This is a genomic window from Acidovorax sp. Root219, from assembly GCF_001428665.1.
GTDB lineage: Bacteria > Pseudomonadota > Gammaproteobacteria > Burkholderiales > Burkholderiaceae_C > Acidovorax.
In genome coordinates this window covers 398,072-418,929 of the sequence record NZ_LMIJ01000014.1, presented here as the reverse complement: position 1 = coordinate 418,929, position 20,858 = coordinate 398,072, and the positions used below count along the sequence as shown (strand labels likewise).

General features: G+C 68.2%; 15 protein-coding genes. 11 read left to right on the top strand and 4 right to left on the bottom strand.

Annotated features, from left to right (window positions below):
• Positions 1-20: 20 nt before the first annotated feature.
• The 7 genes from ASE28_RS17855 (at position 21) to ASE28_RS17825 (ending at position 14,287) form a co-directional block, all read left to right on the top strand.
• Entirely contained in the window at positions 21-3,182 is a 3,162-nt protein-coding gene (locus ASE28_RS17855) for an EAL domain-containing protein (RefSeq protein ID WP_057267826.1), read from the top strand.
• Positions 3,183-3,228: 46 nt separating this feature from the next.
• A complete protein-coding gene (locus tag ASE28_RS17850; RefSeq protein ID WP_057267874.1) occupies positions 3,229-4,296 on the top strand; it encodes a diguanylate cyclase in 1,068 nt (355 codons plus the stop codon).
• Between the two features lie 226 nt (positions 4,297-4,522).
• Positions 4,523-8,047 (top strand): chromosome segregation protein SMC, encoded by a 3,525-nt coding sequence (smc, locus tag ASE28_RS17845; RefSeq protein ID WP_057267825.1) that lies wholly within the window; start codon positions 4,523-4,525, stop codon positions 8,045-8,047.
• 60 nt (positions 8,048-8,107) lie between these two features.
• On the top strand, positions 8,108-9,220 hold the full coding sequence (locus tag ASE28_RS17840; protein ID WP_057267824.1) for a hypothetical protein: 1,113 nt from the start codon (positions 8,108-8,110) through the stop codon (positions 9,218-9,220).
• A 33-nt stretch (positions 9,221-9,253) separates the two neighbouring features.
• Complete coding sequence (locus tag ASE28_RS17835; protein ID WP_057203229.1) at positions 9,254-9,787, top strand: hypothetical protein; 534 nt, start codon at positions 9,254-9,256, stop codon at positions 9,785-9,787.
• Positions 9,780-11,879: an NAD-dependent DNA ligase LigA gene (gene ligA, locus ASE28_RS17830; RefSeq protein WP_057267873.1), complete on the top strand. Its 2,100-nt coding sequence runs from the start codon at positions 9,780-9,782 to the stop codon at positions 11,877-11,879. The genes ASE28_RS17835 and ligA overlap by 8 nt, the downstream gene beginning before the upstream one ends.
• Positions 11,879-14,287 carry a penicillin-binding protein 1A gene (locus tag ASE28_RS17825; protein ID WP_057267823.1) on the top strand — a complete coding sequence of 803 codons (2,409 nt, stop codon included), beginning with the start codon at positions 11,879-11,881 and terminating at the stop codon, positions 14,285-14,287. Before ligA ends, ASE28_RS17825 begins: the two co-directional genes overlap by 1 nt.
• A gap of 200 nt (positions 14,288-14,487) precedes the next feature.
• Here the strand turns inward: ASE28_RS17825 and ASE28_RS17820 are convergent, their stop codons facing one another.
• From ASE28_RS17820 to ASE28_RS17810, 3 genes are all read right to left on the bottom strand, one after another.
• The gene (locus ASE28_RS17820) at positions 14,488-14,682 is read right to left on the bottom strand and encodes a DUF1737 domain-containing protein (RefSeq protein WP_057267822.1); all 195 of its coding nucleotides are present in this window, start codon (positions 14,680-14,682) and stop codon (positions 14,488-14,490) included.
• A gap of 19 nt (positions 14,683-14,701) precedes the next feature.
• Entirely contained in the window at positions 14,702-15,253 is a 552-nt protein-coding gene (locus tag ASE28_RS17815; RefSeq protein WP_057267821.1) for an NUDIX hydrolase, read from the bottom strand.
• 105 nt (positions 15,254-15,358) lie between these two features.
• Positions 15,359-16,054: a fumarylacetoacetate hydrolase family protein gene (locus ASE28_RS17810; protein WP_057267820.1), complete on the bottom strand. Its 696-nt coding sequence runs from the start codon at positions 16,052-16,054 to the stop codon at positions 15,359-15,361.
• Positions 16,055-16,189: 135 nt separating this feature from the next.
• On the opposite strand from ASE28_RS17810, the gene ASE28_RS17805 reads away from it, so the two are divergent.
• Entirely contained in the window at positions 16,190-16,645 is a 456-nt protein-coding gene (locus tag ASE28_RS17805; protein WP_057267819.1) for a MarR family winged helix-turn-helix transcriptional regulator, read from the top strand.
• Between the two features lie 9 nt (positions 16,646-16,654).
• Positions 16,655-17,458, top strand: coding sequence for a peptidoglycan editing factor PgeF (gene pgeF / locus ASE28_RS17800; RefSeq protein WP_057267818.1), 804 nt, complete (start codon positions 16,655-16,657; stop codon positions 17,456-17,458).
• Here the strand turns inward: pgeF and ASE28_RS17795 are convergent.
• Positions 17,378-17,704: a hypothetical protein gene (locus ASE28_RS17795; RefSeq protein ID WP_057267817.1), complete on the bottom strand. Its 327-nt coding sequence runs from the start codon at positions 17,702-17,704 to the stop codon at positions 17,378-17,380. The two genes, pgeF and ASE28_RS17795, sit on opposite strands and share 81 nt — an antisense overlap.
• Before the next feature lie 125 nt (positions 17,705-17,829).
• Between ASE28_RS17795 and ASE28_RS17790 the strand changes: the two genes are divergently transcribed.
• Both ASE28_RS17790 and ASE28_RS17785 read left to right on the top strand, forming a co-directional pair.
• Complete coding sequence (locus ASE28_RS17790) at positions 17,830-19,536, top strand: alpha/beta hydrolase (RefSeq protein WP_057267872.1); 1,707 nt, start codon at positions 17,830-17,832, stop codon at positions 19,534-19,536.
• A 98-nt stretch (positions 19,537-19,634) separates the two neighbouring features.
• Positions 19,635-20,813, top strand: coding sequence for an acetyl-CoA C-acetyltransferase (locus ASE28_RS17785; protein WP_057203220.1), 1,179 nt, complete (start codon positions 19,635-19,637; stop codon positions 20,811-20,813).
• The last annotated feature ends 45 nt before the right edge of the window (positions 20,814-20,858 follow it).

The window sequence follows — 20,858 nt, the reverse complement described above, 5'->3', positions numbered from 1 at the left end:
TCGCTGACTCCCTGCTCTCAATGGCTTTGCTACCCCTCAACGGCTTCTACCGGCATTGGTTGCCTGGCCTGGGCGTGGCTGCGGCTGGCTTGCTGCTGAGCTTCGGCCTGGCGCGGCAGCAGGCCGATGCCACCGATGCCGTGGCCAAGGCGCGCCTCACGCAGGAGACACGGCTGTTCACCGACGCGCTGGTCCAGCGCATCGCTACGCACACGGAAATCGTGCATGGCCTGCGCGGACTGTTTTCTGCCAATCCAAAGCTCACGCGGGCCGAGTTCGAACAGGTGGCCAGCGAGCTCGACATCTCCGAGCGCTACCCCGGCGTGCGCAACCTGTCGTTCACACGCCGGGTGGCGCTGGCCGAGAAAGCCGACTACGAAGCCCGTGTGCGGGGCGACACCTCGATCAACCCCGCCGGCTATCCCGAGTTTTCGATCCGTCCGCCCGGCGAGCGCCCCGAGTACTTCGTGGCCGAGTACCTGTGGCCCATGAAGGGCAACGAGGCCGTGCTGGGCCTCGACATCAGTGCCCAGCCCACCAACCTGGCGGCCATGCAGTACAGCCGTGACAGCGGCCACACTGTGGCCTCGGCCCCGTTCGACCTGGTGCAGGAGCAGACACACCGCACGGCCTTCGTGATCCGCGTGCCAGTGTTCGACCGTTCGGGTGTGACCGATCTCAAGCCGCAGGTGTTCATCGGGGCCGTGGCCGCCACCATCCGGGTCTATGACCTGGTGCGCTTCATGCGCGGCGAGGGCCTGCTCAATGGCATAGCGGTCTCCATCACCGACCAGGGGCCCTCCCGCCCCGGCGCCACCGACACCACGGTGCGCGTGCTGCTGCCGCCCACCGCAGAGGCCTTGCCGGGCTCGGTGCCCTATGAGCGCGATATCCTGGTGCACGACCGGCGCTGGCGCCTGCGCTTCATGCCCACGCAGTCACTGCTGTCGCTCTCCGAGCGCAGCCTGCCCTGGGCGGCAGGGGCTTCGGGGGCCCTGGTGTCGTTGCTGCTGGCGGCACTGGTCACGCTGCTGGCGCGCCAGCGCACGCAGGCCCTGGCGCGTGCGCAGGTGTCTGACGAGGCCCGGCGCGAAAGTGAAGACCGCTTTCGCGCCCTGTTCAATCAGGCCGCCGTGGGCGTGGCGCAGATCGATACCCAAAGCGGGCGCTTCGTGCGCATCAACCAGAAATACTGCGACATCCTGGGCTACTCGGTGCCGGAGATGCGTGCGCTCGATTTCCGGGCCATCAGCCAGCCCGGGGACCTGGCGCTCGATCTGGCCCAGATGGAGCGCCTCAAGTCCGGCGAGATCCACGAGTTCCGCATGGAAAAGCGGTACTTCCACAAGAACGGCTCCGAGATCTGGGTGGACCTGACGGTTTCGCCCATGTGGACGCCGGGCACTGAACCCGACTTCCACATGGCCGTGGTGCAGGACATCAGCGAGCGCAAGCGCATGGAGCACACGCTGCGCGGCAACGAGGCGCACCTGCGCGGCATTCTGCAGCGCCTGCCCATGGGGCTGTGCCTGGTGCAAAAGGACGGCACCATCTCGTTTCGCAACGAGCGCTTCCTGCAGATCTGCGGCTATACCGCCCAGGACGTGCCCAATGTGGACGTGTGGTGGCAAAAGACCTACCCCGACCCCGAGGAGCGCGAGGTGATGCGCAATGCCTGGCGCGAGGAGCGCCAGCGCGCGGACGACAGCGACGGCATCATCGCCGCCGCCGAATACCACTTCCTGTGCCGCGACGGCGTGGTGCGCCCGGTGGAGGTGGCCGGCGTGCGCATCGGGGACGACCACCTCGTCACCCTGCAAGACCTGAGCCAGCGCAAGGCGGCCGAGCATGAAATCAAGAACCTGGCCTACTATGACCCGCTGACGCAGTTGCCCAACCGCCGCCTGCTCATCGACCGGCTGCAGCAGGCATTGGCCACCAGCGCGCGCCACCAGAGCCACGGCGCGCTGCTGCTGCTCGACCTCGACAACTTCAAGACCCTGAACGAGACCCAGGGCCACGACAAGGGCGACACCTTGCTGCTGCAGGTGGCCAACCGCCTGCGCGCCTGCGTGCACGAGGACGACACCGTGGCGCGCCAGGGCGGCGACGAATTCGTGGTGCTGCTCGAAGACCTGGGCGCCACGCCCGAGGAGGCCGCCGCACGCTGCGAGGAGGCCGGCCAGCGCATTCTGGCCGTGCTGCGTGAACCTTACGCCATTGGCGCCGAGGCGCACCACAGCTCGCTGAGCATGGGCGTGACCCTGTTCAGCGGCGTGCGCGAGACGGTGGACGAGCTGCTGCGCCGCGCCGACCTGGCCATGTACCAGGCCAAGTCGGCAGGGCGCGACACGCTGCGCTTTTACGACCCGCAGATGCAGGCCGCCGTGAGCGCCCGCGCGGCCATGGAGCTGGACATGCGCGTGGGCATGGCCCAGGGCCAGTTCGAGCTGTACTACCAGGCGCAGATCGACCAGGGCCGCATCACCGGTGCCGAGGCGCTGCTGCGCTGGCGCCACCCGCGCGACGGCTTCGTCTCGCCGGCGCAGTTCATTCCGCTGGCCGAGGAGAACGGCCTGATCCTGCCGCTGGGCGAATGGGTGCTGCAGGTGGCCTGCCAGCGGCTGGCCCGCTGGGCACATGAACCCGCCCTGGCGGGCCTGGGCCTGGCCGTGAACGTGAGCCCGCGGCAGTTCCACCAGAGCGGCTTCGTGGCCCAGGTGCTGGCCGCGCTGGCGGGTGCTTGCGCCGACGGCAACCGCCTCAAGCTGGAGATGACCGAGGGCTTGCTGCTCTCGGACGTGGAAGACACCATCGCCAAGATGGGCCAGCTCAAGGCCTATGGGGTCGGTTTTTCGCTGGACGACTTCGGCACCGGGTACTCGTCGCTGTCCTACCTCAAGCGGCTGCCGCTGGACCAGCTCAAGATCGACCAGAGCTTCGTGCGCGACGTGCTCACCGACCCCAACGACGCGGCCATCGCCCGCACCGTGGTGGCGCTGGGCACCAGCCTGGGCCTGCGCGTGATCGCCGAAGGCGTGGAGACCGAGGCCCAGCGCGAGTTCCTGGCGCGCAACAACTGCCATGCCTGGCAGGGTTATCTGCTCAGCCCTCCTTTGCAGGTGGCCGAGTTCGAGGAATTGGTGCGCCGGCATAACGCCCCGGGCCTGCCCCTGGCATGAGCTTGCCACCGGCTGCACAAGCCCTTTGCACCATCTGACCCGCGCCATGCTATTCAATACGAGGCGATCGCAGCGCCAGGCCCAGCCACCTCCCGAGGCGTTCGATGCCCAGCGCGAGAAGTCGGCCATTGCCGAAATGCTGCTCAAGAGTTCTGCCAAGCTGATCCTCGGGCGGGGCGAGCTGGAGATCATCCGCGGCATCTGCCAGGCGATCGTCGAGGTCACGCCCCATATCCGCCTGGCCTGGACCTGGTTCGGCCCTTCGGACACGCAATCCATCCGCCCCCAGGTGTTCGCCGGCCCGGCGGTCGCATATGCCGAGGCACTGCACATCGAGCGCAACCTGCTCACGCAGATCGGCCCGGCCTTCTCCACCCTGGACGGCAAGCCTGCGCAGGCCTTCACGGTGTCGCAGTATTCGCTGTACGGCCCGTGGCGCGAGGCCGCGCGCGAGCATGGCATCCGCCACGTGTTGGCACTGCCGATCCGCTCCACCTTCAATGGCTACAGCGGCATGTTCGTGCTGTATGCGGACCGCGATGGCTACTTCGACGACCTGGGGGTGGGGCTCTTCTCGGGGCTGGCCGAGCTGTTCGGTTCGCTCATGACGGTGGCCGCCGAGCGTGTTGAGCTGGAACGCGCGGCCTACCACGATGCGCTCACCGGCCTGCTCAACCGGCACGCCCTGGACCTGATCGACCGGCGGCTGTACCGCACTTCGCTGTTCGAGCCGGCCTCGTCCATCCTGATGCTGGACCTGGACCATTTCAAGAGCATCAACGACCGTTTCGGCCACGATGCGGGCGACGCGGCGCTGCAGGCCGTGGCCCGGGTGCTGCGGGATGCCCTGCGCCGGGGCGACGAGATCATCCGCTGGGGCGGTGAGGAATTCCTGGTCTGCCTGCCCCAGACCCCGCTGGCCGACGCCCTCAAGGTCGCCGAGAAGCTGCGCCGCGGGGTGGAGGGGGTCACCGAGCCTGAGCCACTGAGCGTCTCCATCGGCGCCTGTGAGGTGCTTGCGATGCAGCACCTGGCGCAGGCCATCGCGCGCGCCGACCAGGCACTCTTCGACGCCAAATCGCAGGGGCGCAACCAGGTGCGCGTGGTGCAGTGAAACCCATCCGTCCCGCTGTGCAAAATTGATAGCTGCAAGCGCATGCCAGGCAAGCGGTAGGATCAATATTTGTTAAATATTGCCGACAGGACCTCCGGGATTGGCTGCAAGGGGGCTTCCCTCCGCAGGAGCCAGTAGGCGCCGCGGTATCATCCCGCTTTGCATTTGCCGGTGTTTTTCCGCCTGGCGTTCGTTCGCCCACCCATTTCCTGTCTGTCCCTGACACGTGCGTCTCACCTCCATCAAGCTTTCCGGCTTCAAGTCCTTCGCTGAGCCCACCAACTTCATGCTGCCGGGGCAACTCGTGGGCGTGGTGGGCCCCAACGGCTGCGGCAAGTCCAACATCATGGATGCGGTGCGCTGGGTGCTGGGCGAGAGCAAGGCCAGCGAGCTGCGCGGCGAGTCCATGCAGGACGTGATCTTCAGCGGCACCACCACGCGCAAGCAGGCCAGCCGCGCCAGCGTGGAGCTGGTGTTCGACAACTCCGACCACCGCGCCGGTGGCCAGTGGGGCCAGTACGGCGAGGTGGCGGTGCGCCGCGTGCTCACGCGCGACGGCACCAGCAGCTACTACCTGAACAACCAGCCCGTGCGCCGGCGCGACGTGCAGGACGTGTTTCTGGGCACGGGCCTGGGGCCGCGCGCCTACGCCATCATCGGCCAGGGCACCATCAGCCGCATCATCGAGTCGCGCCCCGAAGAGCTGCGCCTGTTCCTCGAAGAGGCTGCCGGCGTCTCCAAGTACAAAGAGCGCCGCCGCGAGACGGAAAACCGCCTCTCGGACACGCGCGAGAACCTCACGCGGGTGGAAGACATCCTGCGCGAGCTCAACGCCAACCTCGAAAAGCTCGAAAAGCAGGCCGAGGTGGCCGCCAAATACAACGCGCTGAACGCCGACGCCACGCTCAAGCAGCACCAGCAGTGGTTCCTGAAGCGCGCCGATGCCGAGGCCGACCAGGCCAAGGTGCGCCTGGATGGCCTGCAGGCCGTGAACGACCTCGAATCGCGCATGGCCGACCTGCGCGCCGTCGAGTCCGACCTCGAGACCATCCGCCAGGCGCACTATGCCGCTGGCGACCACGTCAACCAGGCCCAGGGCAAGCTCTACGAGGCCACGTCCGAAGTGGGGCGCCTGGAGGCCGAGATCCGCTACGTGGTGGAAGGCCGCCTGCGCGTGGAGCAGCGCCTGGTGACGCTGGCCGAGCAGATTGCCCAGTGGTCCGCCCGCAAGGAAGAGGCCGACATCGAGCTCGAAAATCTCGCCGGTGCCGGTGTGGACGCCGAGGAGCGCGCCGAACTGCTGGCCGCCCAGGTCGAAGAGCAGGCCATGCAGCTGCCCGACCTCGAAGACGCCCTGCGCCAGGCGCAAAGCCGCACCTCTGAGCAGCGCGCCAGCGTGGTCCAGGTGCAGCAGCAGATCGGCGTGCTGGCCGCCGAGCAGCGCAGCATCGACGAGCAAAGCCGCCAATTCGATGGCCGCTACGAGCGCCTGCGCGCCGACCGCAATGCCCTGGCCGCGCCCGACGAGGCGCGCCTGGCCAACCTGCAGGAGCAACTGGACGAGGCCCAGGAACTGGCCGAGACTACCGAGGCCCGCCTGGCCGAGCTGCAGGAGGCCGTGCCGCAGTTGGACGACGACCGCCGCGCCCGCCAGCAGGCCGTGAACAGCGAAAGCGCGCGCCAGGCAGATTTGTCTGCCCGCATGGAAGCCCTCAAAGCCTTGCAGGAAAAGGTCAAGACCGATGGCAAGCTGCGCCCCTGGCTGGCCAAGCACGGCCTCGATAGCCTGCAAGGCCTGTGGAGCCGCATCCACATCGAACCGGGCTGGGAAAACGCGCTTGAAGCCGCGCTGCGCGAGCGCCTGGCCGCACTCGAAGTCGGGCGCCTGGACATGGTGCGCGGCTTCCTGGGCTCGGGCGGCACCGATGCGCCCCCGGCCCGCCTGGCGTTCTACAGCATGCCTTCCGCCGGCACGCCCGAGACGGCTTCGCCGCATGCGCGCCTGTCCGACCTGCTGCGCCTGAACGATGCCGGCCTGCGTGCCGTGCTGGTCGACTGGCTGCAGGGCTGCTATACCGCCCCCACGCTCGATGAAGCGCTGAACCGCCGCAGCACGCTGCTACCGGGCGAGGTGGTGTTCGTGCCCTCGGGCCATGCCGTCAGCGCGCACAGCGTGAGCTTCTATGCGCAGGACTCCGAGCAGTCGGGCATGCTGGCCCGCGCGCAGGAGATCGAGCACCTGGAGAAGGAGCTGCGCGCCCAGGCCCTGATCGCCGAGGAGTCGCGCACCGCGCTGGTCCGCGCCGAGGCCGCCTATGCCGACGCCTCGCAGCGCCTGGTGGGCGCCCGCCGCGAGGCCACCGAGGCCCAGAGCCGGGCCCACGAGCTGCAGGTGGAGACCCTGCGCCTGACCCAACTGGCCGAGCAGACACGTGCGCGCAGCGCACAGATCGGTGCCGACATCGCCGAGATCGAGGCGCAATTGGCGGACCTGCAGGAGCGCCGCGTGGCCGCCGAAGCCCGCTTTGAAGAGCTGGACATGCAGCTGGCCGACAGCCAGGAGCGCGAGGCGCAACTGGGCGACCGCGTGATCGAGGCCGAGCGCAAGCTGGCCGCCTGCCGCGAGCAGCAGCGCACGCTGGAGCGCCAGGCGCAGGAGGCCACCTTCTCGCAGCGCAGCCTGGAGGCGCGCCGCGGCGAACTCAACCGTTCCATCGAGACGGCGAACCAGCAGGCCGCCTCGCTCACCGACGAGCAGCAGCGCGCCCGCGATGAGTTGGCCCGCCTGTCCGACGCGGCCGCCCAGGGCGGCCTGCAGGCCGCGCTGGACGTGAAGATGGAGCGCGAGAAGGCCCTGTCTGCCCAGCGTGGCGAGTACGACGACCTGACCGCCAAGCTGCGCGCCAGCGACGAGCGGCGCATGCAGCTCGAACGCGCGCTCGACCCGCTGCGCGCGCGCATCACTGAATTCCAGCTCAAGGAGCAGGCCGCGCGCCTGGGCCTGGAGCAGTACACCACCTTGCTGGCCGATGCCCAGGCCGACTTGGAGGCCGTGGCCCAGTCGATCGCCGACGGCAACGTGCGCGTCTCTGGCCTGCAGGGCGAAATCGACCGCCTGCACCGCGAGATCGCGGCCCTGGGCGCGGTGAACCTGGCGGCGCTGGACGAACTCAAGCTGGCCAGCGAGCGCAAGATCTTCCTCGACGCACAGACGGCCGACCTGACCGAGGCCATGAACACGCTCGAAGACGCGATCCGCAAGATCGACGGCGAAACGCGCCAGTTGCTCTCGGGCACCTTCGACACTGTCAACGGCCATTTCGGGCGCATGTTCCCCGAGCTGTTCGGTGGCGGCCAGGCCCGGCTCATCATCACCGGCGACGAAATCCTTGACTCCGGCGTGCAGGTGATGGCGCAGCCACCCGGCAAGAAGAACCAGACCATCCACCTGCTGTCGGGTGGCGAGAAGGCGCTCACGGCGATTGCGCTGGTGTTCGCCATCTTCCAGCTCAACCCCGCACCGTTCTGCCTGCTGGACGAGGTGGACGCGCCGCTGGACGACGCCAACACCGAGCGCTATGCCAAGCTGGTCTCCAGCATGAGCAAGAGCACGCAGTTCCTGTTCATCAGCCACAACAAGATCGCCATGGAAATGGCCGAACAACTGATCGGCGTGACCATGCAGGAGCAGGGCGTCTCGCGCATCGTGGCAGTGGACATGGAATCGGCCCTTTCGATGGCCGATGCATGACATGATGACCAAGACAAGCTTCCGCAGCCTTCCCGCCGGGCACTGACCGGACCGAGATCTATGAGCACATTGCAACTGAGTCTGGCGATCATCGGCGGCCTGGTGCTGGCCCTCATCGTGGCCTACAACGCCTGGACGTCGCACCGCAACGCGCCGCGGCGCGCCTCGCCCGAGGAGCCCGAGCACGGGGCCGACCCGGCGCTGCGCCAGGAGCCCGGTTTCGATGCCGGTGCCACCCAGCTCACGGCGGCGGAACTGGACAGCCTGGACCGCGGCCCCGACCCCTCGGTGCACACGGTGGACGTGCTCGATGCGCTGCAGATGCCGGTGCCGCCGATGTCGCTGGAGCGCCGGCCGGGGCTCGACCCGCTGATCGACGTGATCGCCACCTTGCAGCCTGAGCTCATCGTTTCAGGCGATGCCGCGCTGGCCGCCATGCCGCCCACCCGCCGCGCGGGCAGCAAGCCATTTGCCATCGAAGGCTACAACGAAGCCACCCAGCAGTGGGAGACGCCGTCGCCTGGCCAGCGCTACCAGAGCTTCCAGGCTGGCGTGCAGCTGGCCAACCGCATGGGCGCGCTCAACGAGATCGAATACTCCGAATTCGTGGTCAAGGCCCAGGCCTTTGCCGATGCGGTGAACGCCGCCCCCGACTTTCCCGACATGCTGCAGGAAGTGGCCCGTGCCCGCGAGCTCGACCAGTTCGCCAGCGACCACGATGCGCAACTGGCCTTCATGCTGCGCGCACGCCAGGCCGCCTGGAGCCCCGGCTACATCCACCAGAACGCCGCGCGCCTGGGCTTCGTGTCCGCTGCCATGCCAGGCCGCCTGGTGCTGCCCACTGGCAGCCCGGGCCTGCCGCCGCTGCTCACCCTGGGCTACGACACGCAGGCCGCACTGGCCGATGACCCGGACCAGTCCGCCATCCGCGACGTGACCCTGAGCCTGGATGTCTCCCAGGTGCATCGCGGCGAACAGCCGTTCACGCGCCTGCGCGAAGTGGCCGCCGCGCTGTGCGAGGCCATGGACGGCGTGCTCTGCGACCAGAACGGCCACCCGCTGCCCGCCATGGCCATGGACCCGATCGCGGCCGACCTGGAGCTGCTGTACGACCAGCTCGACGGGCGCGAGCTGTCGGCCGGCTCGGTGCTGGCGCGGCGCCTGTTCAGCTGAGTGGCCGGGCATCCCGGGCCGAAAGGAGATCCCATGCGCTGGTGGCACGTGCTGTTTCCGCAGGTGGTGGAAATGCCCCAGGGGCTGTTTCGCCCCTCGAACCGTTTCATCGACTACGGCTTGCCCGTGATCGGCTTTCTGGTCATCGTGGGCATGTTCCTCAGGGCATCCCTGGCAGGCCGGACCAATTATTTCATCCTGGGGTATCTGGGCTTCGTCATTGCACCGGTGGCCTTGGCTTGGCGCGCACGGCGCAAGTTCGGACCCATGGGGCAGCCGCTGGTGCGCATCGATGGCGCAGGGATCTACCTGAGCATGCCCCAGAATGTGCGCCCGGGCCACGTGCAGGTGCCGCTGGCGGACATCCGGGCGCTCGTGGTCAAAGGCACGCCTGGCCTGCGCAGCTATGTGTTCGAGCGCCATGCGGGCGAGCCCATCGAGGTGCGCCCGGGGTTTGGGCGCCTCGACGCCCGAGTCATCGACTTTCTGCTGCGCGCCATGCCTGCCGCCATTCCTGTAACCGTGCAGGAGCCTCCTACTTTCCTGGGTGCCATCCGTGGTGACTGATTCCAATCCCTCCGCAGCCAGTGCGCTGTCCCTGCAACCGGCCGAGGCCGTCGACGCGCTGCGCGACCAGCTCAATCGCTGGGCCCACCAGTACTACGTACTCGACGAGCCCACGGTGCCCGATGCCGAGTACGACCGGGTGTTCCGTGAGCTGCAGGCCCTGGAGGAGGCGAACCCCGACCTCATCACCCCCGATTCGCCCACGCAGCGCGTGATCGGTGGCGTCGCGGACGGCCTGGCGCCGGTGCGCCATGCCGTGCCCATGCTCAGCATCCACACCGAGACCGATACCGAGGCCACGGGCGCCCAGGCCTTCGATGCCCGCGTGCGCCGCGAGCTGGGCCTGGCCGAGTCCGACCCGGCGATCGAGTACGTGGCCGAGCCCAAGTTCGACGGCCTGGCCATGAGCCTGCGCTACGAAGGCGGCCGCCTGGTGCAGGCCGCCACGCGCGGCGATGGCGAAGTGGGCGAAGACGTGACCCACAACATCCGCCGCATCCGCCAGATCCCTTTGATCCTGCCGGCCGGCGTGCCGCCGCTGCTCGAAGTGCGCGGCGAGGTCTACATGCGCCGCGCCGATTTCGATGCCTTGAACGAACGCCAGCGCGAGCAGGGCGGCAAGACATTCGTGAACCCGCGCAACGCCGCGGCGGGTGCGGTGCGCCAGCTCGATTCGGACATCTCGGCCCGGCGCCCGCTGAGCTTTTTCGCCTACGGCCTGGGCGCCACCACGCCGGTGAACGAAGGCGGCCAGGCCTTCATCACGCACTACGAGATGCTGCAGACCCTCAAGGAGTGGGGCTTCCCGGTGGCGGCGCAGGTGCAGATCGCCAAGGGCGCGGCCGAGCTCGTGGCCTTTCACCAGCAGGTGGGCGCCTCGCGCGACCAGCTGCCCTACGACATCGACGGCGTGGTCTACAAGGTCAACCGCCTGGACCTGCAGCGCGACCTGGGCTTCAAGACCCGCGAGCCGCGCTGGGCCGTGGCCCACAAGTACCCTGCGCAGGAGATGGCCACGCGCGTGGAGGGCATCGACATCCAGGTCGGGCGCACCGGCAAGCTGACCCCTGTGGCGCGCCTGGCGCCGGTGTTCGTGGGCGGGGTCACGGTGACCAATGCCACGCTGCACAACCTGTTCGAGATCCGCAAGAAGCAGGTGCGCGTGGGTGATACGGTGATCGTGCGCCGCGCGGGCGACGTGATCCCCGAGGTGGTGGGCGTGATGCCTGGCCAGCGCCCGGCCTATGTGCCCAATTTCCGCATGCCGCGCCAGTGCCCCGTGTGCGGCAGCGACGTGGTGCGCGAGCCCGGCGAGGCCAACCACCGCTGCACCGGCGGCCTGTTCTGCGCCGCGCAGCGCAAGGAGGCCATCCTGCACTTTGCCGCACGCCGCGCCATGGACATCGAGGGCCTGGGCGACAAGCTGGTGGACCAACTGGTCGAGGCCAACGTGATCCGCACGCTGCCCGACCTGTACCGCCTGGGGCTCACTTCGCTGGTGGCGCTGGAGCGCATGGCCGAGAAATCGGCCCAGAACGTGCTGGTCGCGCTCGAAAAGTCCAAGCAGACCACGCTGCCACGCTTCCTCTTCGGCCTGGGCATCCGCCACGTGGGCGAATCCACCGCCAAAGACCTGGCCAAGCACTTCGGTACGCTGGACGCCATGATTGGCGCCACGGCCGAGACAGCCGCCACGGTGGAGCAACTGCTCGAAGTGCCCGACGTGGGCCCCATCGTGGCGCAAAGCTTCTACACCTTCTTCCAGCAGCCGCACAACCGCGAAGTGATCGAGCAACTGCGCGCCTGCGGCTTGACCTGGCCCGAAGGCGCGCCGGCAGAAAAGGGTGCCCAGGTGCTGGCCGGCAAGACCATCGTGCTCACCGGCACGCTGCCCACCCTGAGCCGCGATGCCGCCAAGGACATGCTCGAAGCTGCAGGCGCCAAGGTCTCGGGCTCGGTGAGCAAGAAGACCAGCTATGTGGTGGCCGGCGAAGAGGCCGGCAGCAAGCTGGCCAAAGCCGAGGAGCTGGGCGTGCCCGTGCTCGACGAGGCGGGCATGCTGGCGCTGCTGGCCGGCGGGCCCGCAGCGTGATGCCGCCCCTTCTCACCAACCTGGGCGCGCGCCTGGCCGCCGGCCTGCGTCGCGTGGTGGCCTATGCAAAGGGCTCCTCACGCCGCAAGTGGCTGCTGGCCATCCTGGCGCTGCCGTTGGCCCTGGTGCTTTTCACCGTGGCGCTGATCCCATTCACTCCCTCCATCAGCGACATCACCAAGGCCAAGACCGAGCGTCCTGCGCAACTGATCTCGGCCGACGGCAAGGTGCTGTCTGAATACCGGTGGGCGAACCGCGAGTGGGTGGCGCTCAACCGCATCGCACCGCACGTGATCAATGCGCTCATCGCCACCGAAGACCACCGCTTCTACGAGCACTGGGGCATGGACTGGCGGCGCACCGCCTCGTCCGTCTTGCACACGCTACGCGGGGATCCGCAGGGCGGCTCCACCATCACCCAGCAGTTGGCGCGCAACCTGTTCCCCGAGGAGATCGGGCGCTCGCGCACCTTGACGCGCAAGCTCAAGGAGGCCATCACCGCGATCAAGATCGAGATGTCCTACTCCAAGGACGAGATCCTGGAGACCTACCTCAACACCGTGCCGTTTTTGTACAACGCCTACGGTATCGAGATGGCGGCGCGCACCTATTTCGACAAGTCGGCTGACAAGCTCAACCTGCTGGAGAGCGCCACGCTGATCGGCATGCTCAAGGGCACGGCCTACTACAACCCGGTGATGAACCCCGAGCGCGCCCAGGCGCGGCGCAACACCGTGCTGGCGCAGATGGTCAAGCGCGACAAGCTCGACAAGGCCCAGTTCGACACCCTGCAAAAACGCCCCCTGCGCGTCGATTTCGAGCGCCAGAGCGAGGCCACGGGCCTGGCTCCGCACTTTGCCCAGCAGCTGCGCAAGACCCTGATCGCCTGGGCCGACGCCAATGGCTACAGCCTGCATGCCGACGGCCTGCTGGTGCACACCACCATCGACTCGCGCCTGCAGGCCTTCGCCAACCAGGCCGTGGCGCGCCAGGGCAAGCAGCTGCAGGGCATTGCCGACACCGCCTGGGCCCAGCGCAGCGCGTGGAACCCGCAGTCCGACCTGGTGCAGGACTTCGTGCGCGACACGCCCGAATACCGCACGGCGGTGGAGCAGGGTGCTACGCCAGAAGAAGCGCTCAAGACCCTGGTGGCCGATACCGCCTTCATGCGCACCCTGCGACAGAACAAGACCCGCGTGCAGGCCGGTTTCATGGCCATGGACCCGGTCACCGGCCACGTGCTGGCCTGGGTGGGCAGCCGCGATTTCGGCCAGGACCCGTTCGACCACGTGCAGCAGGCACGGCGCCAGCCGGGCTCCACCTTCAAGCCCTTTGTCTATGGCGCGGCCTTCGAGCAGGGCGCGCTGCCCACCGACACGCTGATGGACGAGGCCGTGGAAATCCCCCTGGGCGGCGGCCAGGTCTGGCGCCCCACCGACGGCGGCCCGCCGAGCGACGAACCCATGACCCTGGCCGACGGCCTGGCCCTGTCCAAGAACACCATCACGGCCCAGCTCATGCACAAGGTCGGCCCCGCCCACGTGGCCGAGCTGGCGCGCGCCATGGGCGTGCGCGAGAGCAAGCTCGAACTCGTGCCCTCGCTGGCGCTCGGTACCAGCCCGGTCACGCTGCGCGAGATGGTCTCGGCCTACGGCACCATCGCCAATGCCGGGCGCTACGTGTCGCCGGTGCTCATCACGCGCATCGAGGACCGCCATGGCAAGGTGCTGCAGACCTTCACCCCGCCCGCGGCCGAGAAGGTGCTGCCCGTGGGCGTGGCGCAGACGCTGCGCGCCACCATGCGCGGCGTGATCGACAAGGGCACGGGCCGCGCCATCCGCACGCGCTATGGCATCCAGGGCGACGTGGCGGGCAAGACCGGCACCACGCAGGACAACACCGATGGCTGGTTCATCCTCATGCACCCGCGCGTGGTCGCCGGCGCCTGGGTGGGCTTCAACGACGGCCGCGTGACCCTGCGCAGCGACTACTGGGGGCAGGGCGCCCACAGCGCGCTGCCCATGGTGGGTGACTTCGTGCAGCAGTCCTTCCGCTCGCAGGTGCTCGACGGCAAGGACCGCTTCATCGACGAGCAAGACACCAGCGCCGTGGGCAATGCCATGGCCGGCATGCGCAGCTGGGTGATGGACCTGTTCGGCCGCGATGCCCCGGGCCAACCGCCTGGCCAGCTTGGACAGCCCGGCAGCTACCCGCCACCGCTGCCCCCAGGCACCCTGCCGCCCGTGATCCGCGAGCCCGACCTGCTGCCGTTGCCTGAAGCGCCTGTGCGCTCTCCGACGCCCCCGGCCGAGCAGATGGTGCTGCCGCCGCTGTCGCCTGCCATGCCCCCACCGGTCGGCGTGCGGCCACCCGGTGGACAGGTGCCAGGGGCCGAGGTGCCGCCCTGAAGTGAAACACCCCCTGAGTCGCTTCGCGCCTTCACCCCTCTCTCGTCTCGCTGCGCGAGGCGGGAGGGGGACGCCCCCAGCGCAAGGGCTGGATACGCCGCCTTCGCGGCGGGGCGGCCCTTGCGAGGGGGCACTGGCCTGGGCCGCGCCAGTTTCATGCGCCGTGGGTGGCGCGCAGCGCAATGGATAACTGAGAGGACTTATCGGTGCTGGGCGCCGGGCCAGAGGATGGCCTGCGCCACGATCACGCGCTCGCCGTTGAACGTGGCGGCTGGCGATCCATAGAGCGCGTAGCCCAGCGCCAGCGCCTCGCTCACGCGCTTGCAGAAGGCGGCGTCATCGGGCCCGGTCAGCAGGCGGTAGGTGGGCAGGTTGTCGGGTGGAGTGCTGTTCATGGCAGACCTCTCTCAAGACTCACTCGATATCGATGCAGTGCAGCCCAAAAGCGCCGGCCTTGCGGTCGGCGAAATAGCACTCCAGCGTTTCCTTCACCGTGCGGAAGGCGATCTCTTCCCACGGGATGTCGGCCTCGGTGAACAGGCGTGCCTCGATGGTCTCGTGGCCGGGGTCAAACACCTCGCTGAGCAGCGTGGCGCGGTAGAAGAAATGCACCTGGCCCACGCGGCGCACGTTGAGCAGGCTGAACAGCGGGCCCATCTCGATCTGCGCGCCGGCCTCCTCGTCGGTCTCGCGCGCGGCGCCTTGCGAGGTGGTCTCCTCCAGCTCCATGAAGCCGGCGGGCAGCGTCCACTTGCCCCAGCGCGGCTCGATGTTGCGCTTGCACAGCAGCACGCGTCCATCGGCCAGCACAGGCACCGTGCCCACCACGTTGAGCGGGTTCTCGTAGTGCACCGTGTGGCAGGCCGGGCACACGGCGCGCAGCTTGGTGTCGCCATCGTCGGGCAGGCGGTACACCACGGCGGTGCCGCAGGCGCGGCAGTGTCGGATCGGGCTGCGAAAGGTCATGCGGGTAAAGCGTGGGGCTGCCGGCCTGGACCGGCGCCCGCAGCTATGAAAATAATAGTGTACAGCCCGCCAGGACGAGCCTGCGGCGGGCGATGGCGATGGGGATTACACCACCTTGAGCTTGATCCCCGTGAGGCCGTCCACACCGCCTTCGAGCGTGTCGCCGCGCACCACGGCGCCCACGCCCGCGGGCGTGCCCGTGTAGATCAGGTCGCCGGGCTGCAGCTCCCAGGCGGCCGACAGGTGCTCGATGGTCTCCGCAATGTTCCAGATCAGCTGGGCCACCGTACTGCGCTGCTTGTCGGTGCCGTTGACCTGCAGCCAGATGCCGGCCTTGGCCACGTCGCCGGCCTGGGCCGCGGGTGTGATGGGGCCGATGGGGGCGCTGGCATCGAAGCCCTTGCCGATGCACCAGGGGCGGCCCTGCTTCTTCATGTCGTTCTGCAGGTCGCGGCGCGTCATGTCCAGGCCCGTGGCGTAGCCGTAGATGTGCGAGAACGCGTCGGCAGCCTTGATGTCCTTGCCGCCCTTGCCGATGGCCACTACCAGCTCGATCTCGTGGTGCAGGTTGGCGGTGAGGCTGGGGTAGGGCAACTCGCCGGTCTGGCCGGCATCGACGACGACGATGGCGTCGGCCGGTTTCATGAAGAAGAACGGCGGCTCACGGCCGGTGAAGCCCATTTCCTTCGCGTGCTCTTCGTAGTTGCGGCCCACGCAGTAGATGCGGTGCACGGGAAAGCGGTCGCCGCTGCCCACCACGGGCACGCTGGCCACCGGCGCGGGGGAAAACACATAGCTCATGTCTGCCTTTCAAGGGTGTTGGGGAGTCTGCCGATGCACGTACGCCCTGTGGGCGATGCGGTGCAAGGCGAGCCTGTTGCCAGTGTGCCACGCCCGCGCCGCAGTTGCTGGGGGTGGGGCGCTACACTCGCGCCCATGGCAAAGAGCTTCGATTTCCAAAACACGCCGGGCCACCTGGTGCGCCGCGCGCACCAGCGGACCGTGGCGCTTTTCATGGAAGAGACGGCCGGGTTCGACGTGACCCCGGTGCAGTTTGCCATCCTGCACGAGCTGCTGGCCCAGCCGGGCGAGGACCAGGTGACGCTGGCCTCGCGCGTGGCCTTTGATGCCGCCACCTCGGGCTCGGTCATCGGCCGGCTCGAAAAGCGCGGCTGGGTGCGCCGCGAGGCCGACACCCGCGACCGGCGCCGCAAGCTGCTGTGGATCACCCCCGAGGGCGAAACCGCCGCACTGCAGATGCGCGATGCCGCCCAGCGCGTGCAGGAGCGCCTGATGGGCCCCCTGAATGCCGAAGAGCGCGCAGTCCTGATGACCCTGCTGACCAAGGTCGTCTACCAACACCAGGACCCTGCAGGCACTTCCGGCTCCTGATTGCTTCCCATGGATGCTTCCCTGCCGGCCGACTGGCTGGTACCCGACTGGCCTGCGCCGCCCGGCGTGCATGCCTTGTGCACCACACGCGCTGGCGGCGTGAGCGCGGCCCCGTATGAACACCTGAACCTGGGCGCCCATGTCGGGGACGATGTGGCCGCTGTGCAGGCCAACCGACAGGTGCTGCAGTCCGTGCTGCAGGCCGCCACGCCGGGCGCCCGGGCCGTTTTCCTGAACCAGGTGCATGGCACCGACGTGGCGCACATCGACGGCGCCACACCCGACGCCACGGCGGCCGATGCCTGCCTGGCCACCGCGCCCGGCGCCGTCTGTACCATCATGGTGGCCGACTGCCTGCCGGTGCTGTTGGCCCATCGCGCGGGCAGCGTGGTGGCTGCCGCCCACGCCGGCTGGCGCGGCCTGGCCGGTGCTCAAGGGCAGGGCGTGCTCGAATCCACGGTGCAGCGCCTAGCCGGGGAGGGCGCGCCTGCGAACGAGGTCATTGCCTGGCTGGGGCCCTGCATCGGGCCCACGGCTTTCGAGGTGGGGGCGGAGGTGCGCGCGGCGTTCTGCGGCCATGATGCCGCCGCCGAGGCCTGTTTCGTGCCCCAGCCCGGGGGCAAGTTCCTCGCCGATCTGGCAGGCCTGGCCCGGCTGCGCCTGGCGGCCCTGGGGCTCACAGGGGTCTATGGCAACGATGGCACGGCACCCTGGTGCACGGTGCGCAATGCCTCACGGTTCTTTTCGCACCGGCGCGACACCGCCGTCCTGGGCGGCAGCGGGCGTTTCGCCGCCTGCATCTGGCGCGGCTGAGTCGGCCTGCGCGGCCCGCAGTGCCGCCTGCTCGGCATCCCAGGCAGCCTGCTCTGCCTGCTCGCGCTGCTTGATGGCCCGTTTGCGCGAGGGCGTGCCCATGATGTAGACCACGATCCCCATGGGCAGCAGCCCGTACAGCACGAAAGTGACGATGGCCCCGAGCACCGTGCCGGTGGTGTTGGTGGCTTCCGCCACAGCCATCATGAGGGTGACGTAGAGCCAGGCGATGACGATCAGGTACATTGTGTTGGAAACGTGTTTACGGGTTCTTGGCGCGATCAACGCGGTTGCAGGTTGCCAGCCCTCGCGGCGTGGGCAACAATGAAGGCAAGGTGCCGGTGCAGCCGAACACCATCAGAGGAGACGGGATGAGTTCAGAAGAATCGATCTGGGACCAGAGCGCCCAGCAATTCCAGCAGATTTTCGGTCAAGGCTGGGCACAGGCCGTCCAATCCTTCCAGAAAATCGACCTGGCCGCACCCGGTGCGGCCACACCAGCACCCGTGCAATTGTCGCCTGCCAAGCTGCAGACCCTGCAGCAGCAGTACCTCGAAGAGGCCAAGGCCTTGTGGGCCCAGGGCCTGCAGGGCAAACCCGAGGTCAAGGACAAGCGCTTTGCCGGCGAAGGCTGGGCCGCCAACCCGGTGGCGGCCTTCTCTGCCGCCGCCTACCTGCTCAACGCCCGCACCCTGATGGGCCTGGCCGACGCGGTCGAGGCCGACGAAAAGACCCGCGCACGCATCCGCTTCGGCGTGGAGCAGTGGATGGCGGCCATGGCGCCCAGCAACTTCCTGGCCTTCAACGCCGAAGCGCAGAAAAAAGCCATCGAAACCAAAGGCGAGAGCATTGCCAAGGGCATGCAGAACCTGCTGCACGACTTGAAGCAGGGCCATGTCTCGATGACCGACGAAAGCCTGTTCGAGGTGGGGCGCAACGTGGCCACCACCGAGGGCGCCGTGGTGTTCGAGAACGAGCTGTTCCAGCTGCTCGAGTACAAGCCGCTGACCGCCAAGGTCTACGAGCGCCCCTTCCTGCTGGTGCCGCCGTGCATCAACAAGTTCTACATTCTCGACCTGCAGCCCGAGAACTCCCTGATCCGCTATGCGGTGAGCGAGGGCCACCGCACCTTCGTGGTGAGCTGGCGCAACCCCGACGACGCCCTGGCGAAAAAGACCTGGGACAACTACGTCGAAGACGGCGCCATGGCGGCCATCGACGTGGTGCAGAACATCACCGGCGCCGATCAGATCAACGCCTTGGGTTTCTGCGTGGGCGGCACCATTCTCAGCAACGCGCTGGCCGTTCTGGCCGCGCGCGGCGACGAGCCCGTGGCCAGCGCCACCTTCCTGACCACGCTGATCGACTTCACCGACACCGGCATCCTCGACGTCTTCATCGACGAGGCCTTCGTGAAGTACCGCGAGATGGAGATGGGCAACGGCGGCATGATGAAGGGCCAGGACCTGGCCTCGACCTTCAGTTTCCTGCGCCCCAACGACCTGGTGTGGAACTACGTGGTGGGCAACTACCTCAAGGGCGAAACGCCGCCGCCGTTCGACCTGTTGTACTGGAACAGCGACAGCACCAACCTGCCCGGGCCGTTCTATGCCTGGTACCTGCGCAATTTCTACCTCGAAAACAGCCTGGTCCAACCGGGCAAGCTGACCGTCTGCGGCGAGAAGATGGACCTGGGTCAGCTCACCCTGCCCACCTACATCTACGGCTCGCGCGAGGACCATATCGTGCCCGCCACGGCGGCCTATGCCTCGACCCAGGTGCTGCCGGGCAAGAAGCGCTTCGTGATGGGGGCCTCGGGCCACATCGCCGGCGTGATCAACCCGCCTGCCAAGGGCAAGCGCAGCCACTGGATCCGCGCCGACGGCAAGTTCCCCGGCACGCTCGACCAATGGTTGCAGGGCGCGGCCGAACACCCCGGCAGTTGGTGGACCGACTGGTCCGGCTGGCTCAAGGGCCATGCGGGCAAGCAGATCGCCGCGCCCAAGGGCTATGGCAAGGCCCCCAAGTTCAAGGCTATCGAGCCGGCCCCCGGCCGCTATGTGAAGCAAAAAGCCTGAGCCTGCAGACCTGAGAGAATTCACCGCAAGATCCGAAAGCACAGGGCCCGTTGTTCCGCCGATGGGCCCGTATCCACCCCCAGAAAGAAGGACATTCCATGGAAGACATCGTCATCGTTTCGGCCACCCGCACGGCGGTGGGCAAGTTTGGCGGCGCACTGGCAAAGGTACCCGCCACGGAGCTGGGCTCCATCGTCATCCGCGAAGCCCTCGCGCGCGCGGGCCTGGCTGCCGGCCAGGTGGGTGAAGTCATCATGGGCCAGGTGCTGGCGGCCGGCGTGGGCCAGAACCCTGCGCGCCAGGCCTCGATGAAGGCCGGCGTGGCGCAGGAGACGCCTGCCCTCACCATCAACGCTGTCTGCGGCTCGGGCCTCAAGGCCGTGATGCTGGCAGCCCAGGCCGTGGCCTGGGGCGACAGCGAGATCGTGGTGGCCGGCGGCCAGGAAAGCATGAGCCTGGCACCCCACGTGCTGCCCGGCTCGCGCGACGGCCAGCGCATGGGCGACTGGAAGCTGGTCGACACCATGATCGTCGACGGCCTGTGGGACGTGTACAACCAGTACCACATGGGCATCACGGCCGAGAACGTGGCCAAGCAGTACGGCATCACCCGCGAGCAGCAGGACGCATTGGCCCTGAACAGCCAGCTCAAGGCTGCTGCCGCGCAGGACGCCGGCAAGTTCGCCTACGAGATCGTGGACGTGGCCCTGGCGCAGAAGAAGGGCGACCCCATCTTCTTCAACACCGACGAATACCTCAACCGCAAGACCAACGCCGAAGCCCTGGCCGGCCTGCGCCCCGCCTTCGACAAGGCCGGCAGCGTGACGGCAGGCAATGCCTCGGGCCTGAACGACGGTGCCGCCGCCGTGGTGGTCATGAGCGCCAAGAAGGCCGCCGCCCTGGGCCTCAAGCCCCTGGCGCGCATCGCCTCCTTCGGCACCACCGGCCTGGACCCCGCCACCATGGGCATGGGCCCGGTGTCGGCCACGCGCAAGGCCCTGCAGCGCGCCGGCTGGAACGCCGCCGACGTGGACCTGTTCGAGCTCAACGAAGCTTTCGCTGCCCAGGCCTGCGCCGTGAACAAGGAGCTGGAGATCGACCCCGCCAAGGTCAACGTCAACGGTGGCGCCATTGCCATCGGCCACCCCATCGGTGCGTCGGGCTGCCGCATCCTGGTGACCCTGCTGCACGAGATGCAGCGCCGCGACGCCAAGAAGGGCGTGGCCGCGCTGTGCATTGGCGGCGGCATGGGCGTGTCCCTGGCCTTGGAGCGCTGATCATCCTCGGCGCAGCAGCACCCTGCGGTTCTGCAGCCAGCCAAA

What these genes read in the sequence shown, in the direction of transcription:
- ASE28_RS17855 (WP_057267826.1), top strand. Translation starts at nt 21, where the DNA reads ATGGCTTTGCTACCCCTCAACGGCTTCTACCGGCATTGGTTGCCTGGC.
- ASE28_RS17850 (WP_057267874.1), top strand. Translation starts at nt 3,229, where the DNA reads ATGCTATTCAATACGAGGCGATCGCAGCGCCAGGCCCAGCCACCTCCC.
- ASE28_RS17840 (WP_057267824.1), top strand. Translation starts at nt 8,108, where the DNA reads ATGAGCACATTGCAACTGAGTCTGGCGATCATCGGCGGCCTGGTGCTG.
- ASE28_RS17835 (WP_057203229.1), top strand. Translation starts at nt 9,254, where the DNA reads ATGCGCTGGTGGCACGTGCTGTTTCCGCAGGTGGTGGAAATGCCCCAG.
- ASE28_RS17825 (WP_057267823.1), top strand. Translation starts at nt 11,879, where the DNA reads ATGCCGCCCCTTCTCACCAACCTGGGCGCGCGCCTGGCCGCCGGCCTG.
- ASE28_RS17820 (WP_057267822.1), bottom strand. Translation starts at nt 14,682, where the DNA reads ATGAACAGCACTCCACCCGACAACCTGCCCACCTACCGCCTGCTGACC.
- ASE28_RS17815 (WP_057267821.1), bottom strand. Translation starts at nt 15,253, where the DNA reads ATGACCTTTCGCAGCCCGATCCGACACTGCCGCGCCTGCGGCACCGCC.
- ASE28_RS17810 (WP_057267820.1), bottom strand. Translation starts at nt 16,054, where the DNA reads ATGAGCTATGTGTTTTCCCCCGCGCCGGTGGCCAGCGTGCCCGTGGTG.
- ASE28_RS17805 (WP_057267819.1), top strand. Translation starts at nt 16,190, where the DNA reads ATGGCAAAGAGCTTCGATTTCCAAAACACGCCGGGCCACCTGGTGCGC.
- pgeF (WP_057267818.1), top strand. Translation starts at nt 16,655, where the DNA reads ATGGATGCTTCCCTGCCGGCCGACTGGCTGGTACCCGACTGGCCTGCG.
- ASE28_RS17795 (WP_057267817.1), bottom strand. Translation starts at nt 17,704, where the DNA reads ATGTACCTGATCGTCATCGCCTGGCTCTACGTCACCCTCATGATGGCT.
- ASE28_RS17790 (WP_057267872.1), top strand. Translation starts at nt 17,830, where the DNA reads ATGAGTTCAGAAGAATCGATCTGGGACCAGAGCGCCCAGCAATTCCAG.
- ASE28_RS17785 (WP_057203220.1), top strand. Translation starts at nt 19,635, where the DNA reads ATGGAAGACATCGTCATCGTTTCGGCCACCCGCACGGCGGTGGGCAAG.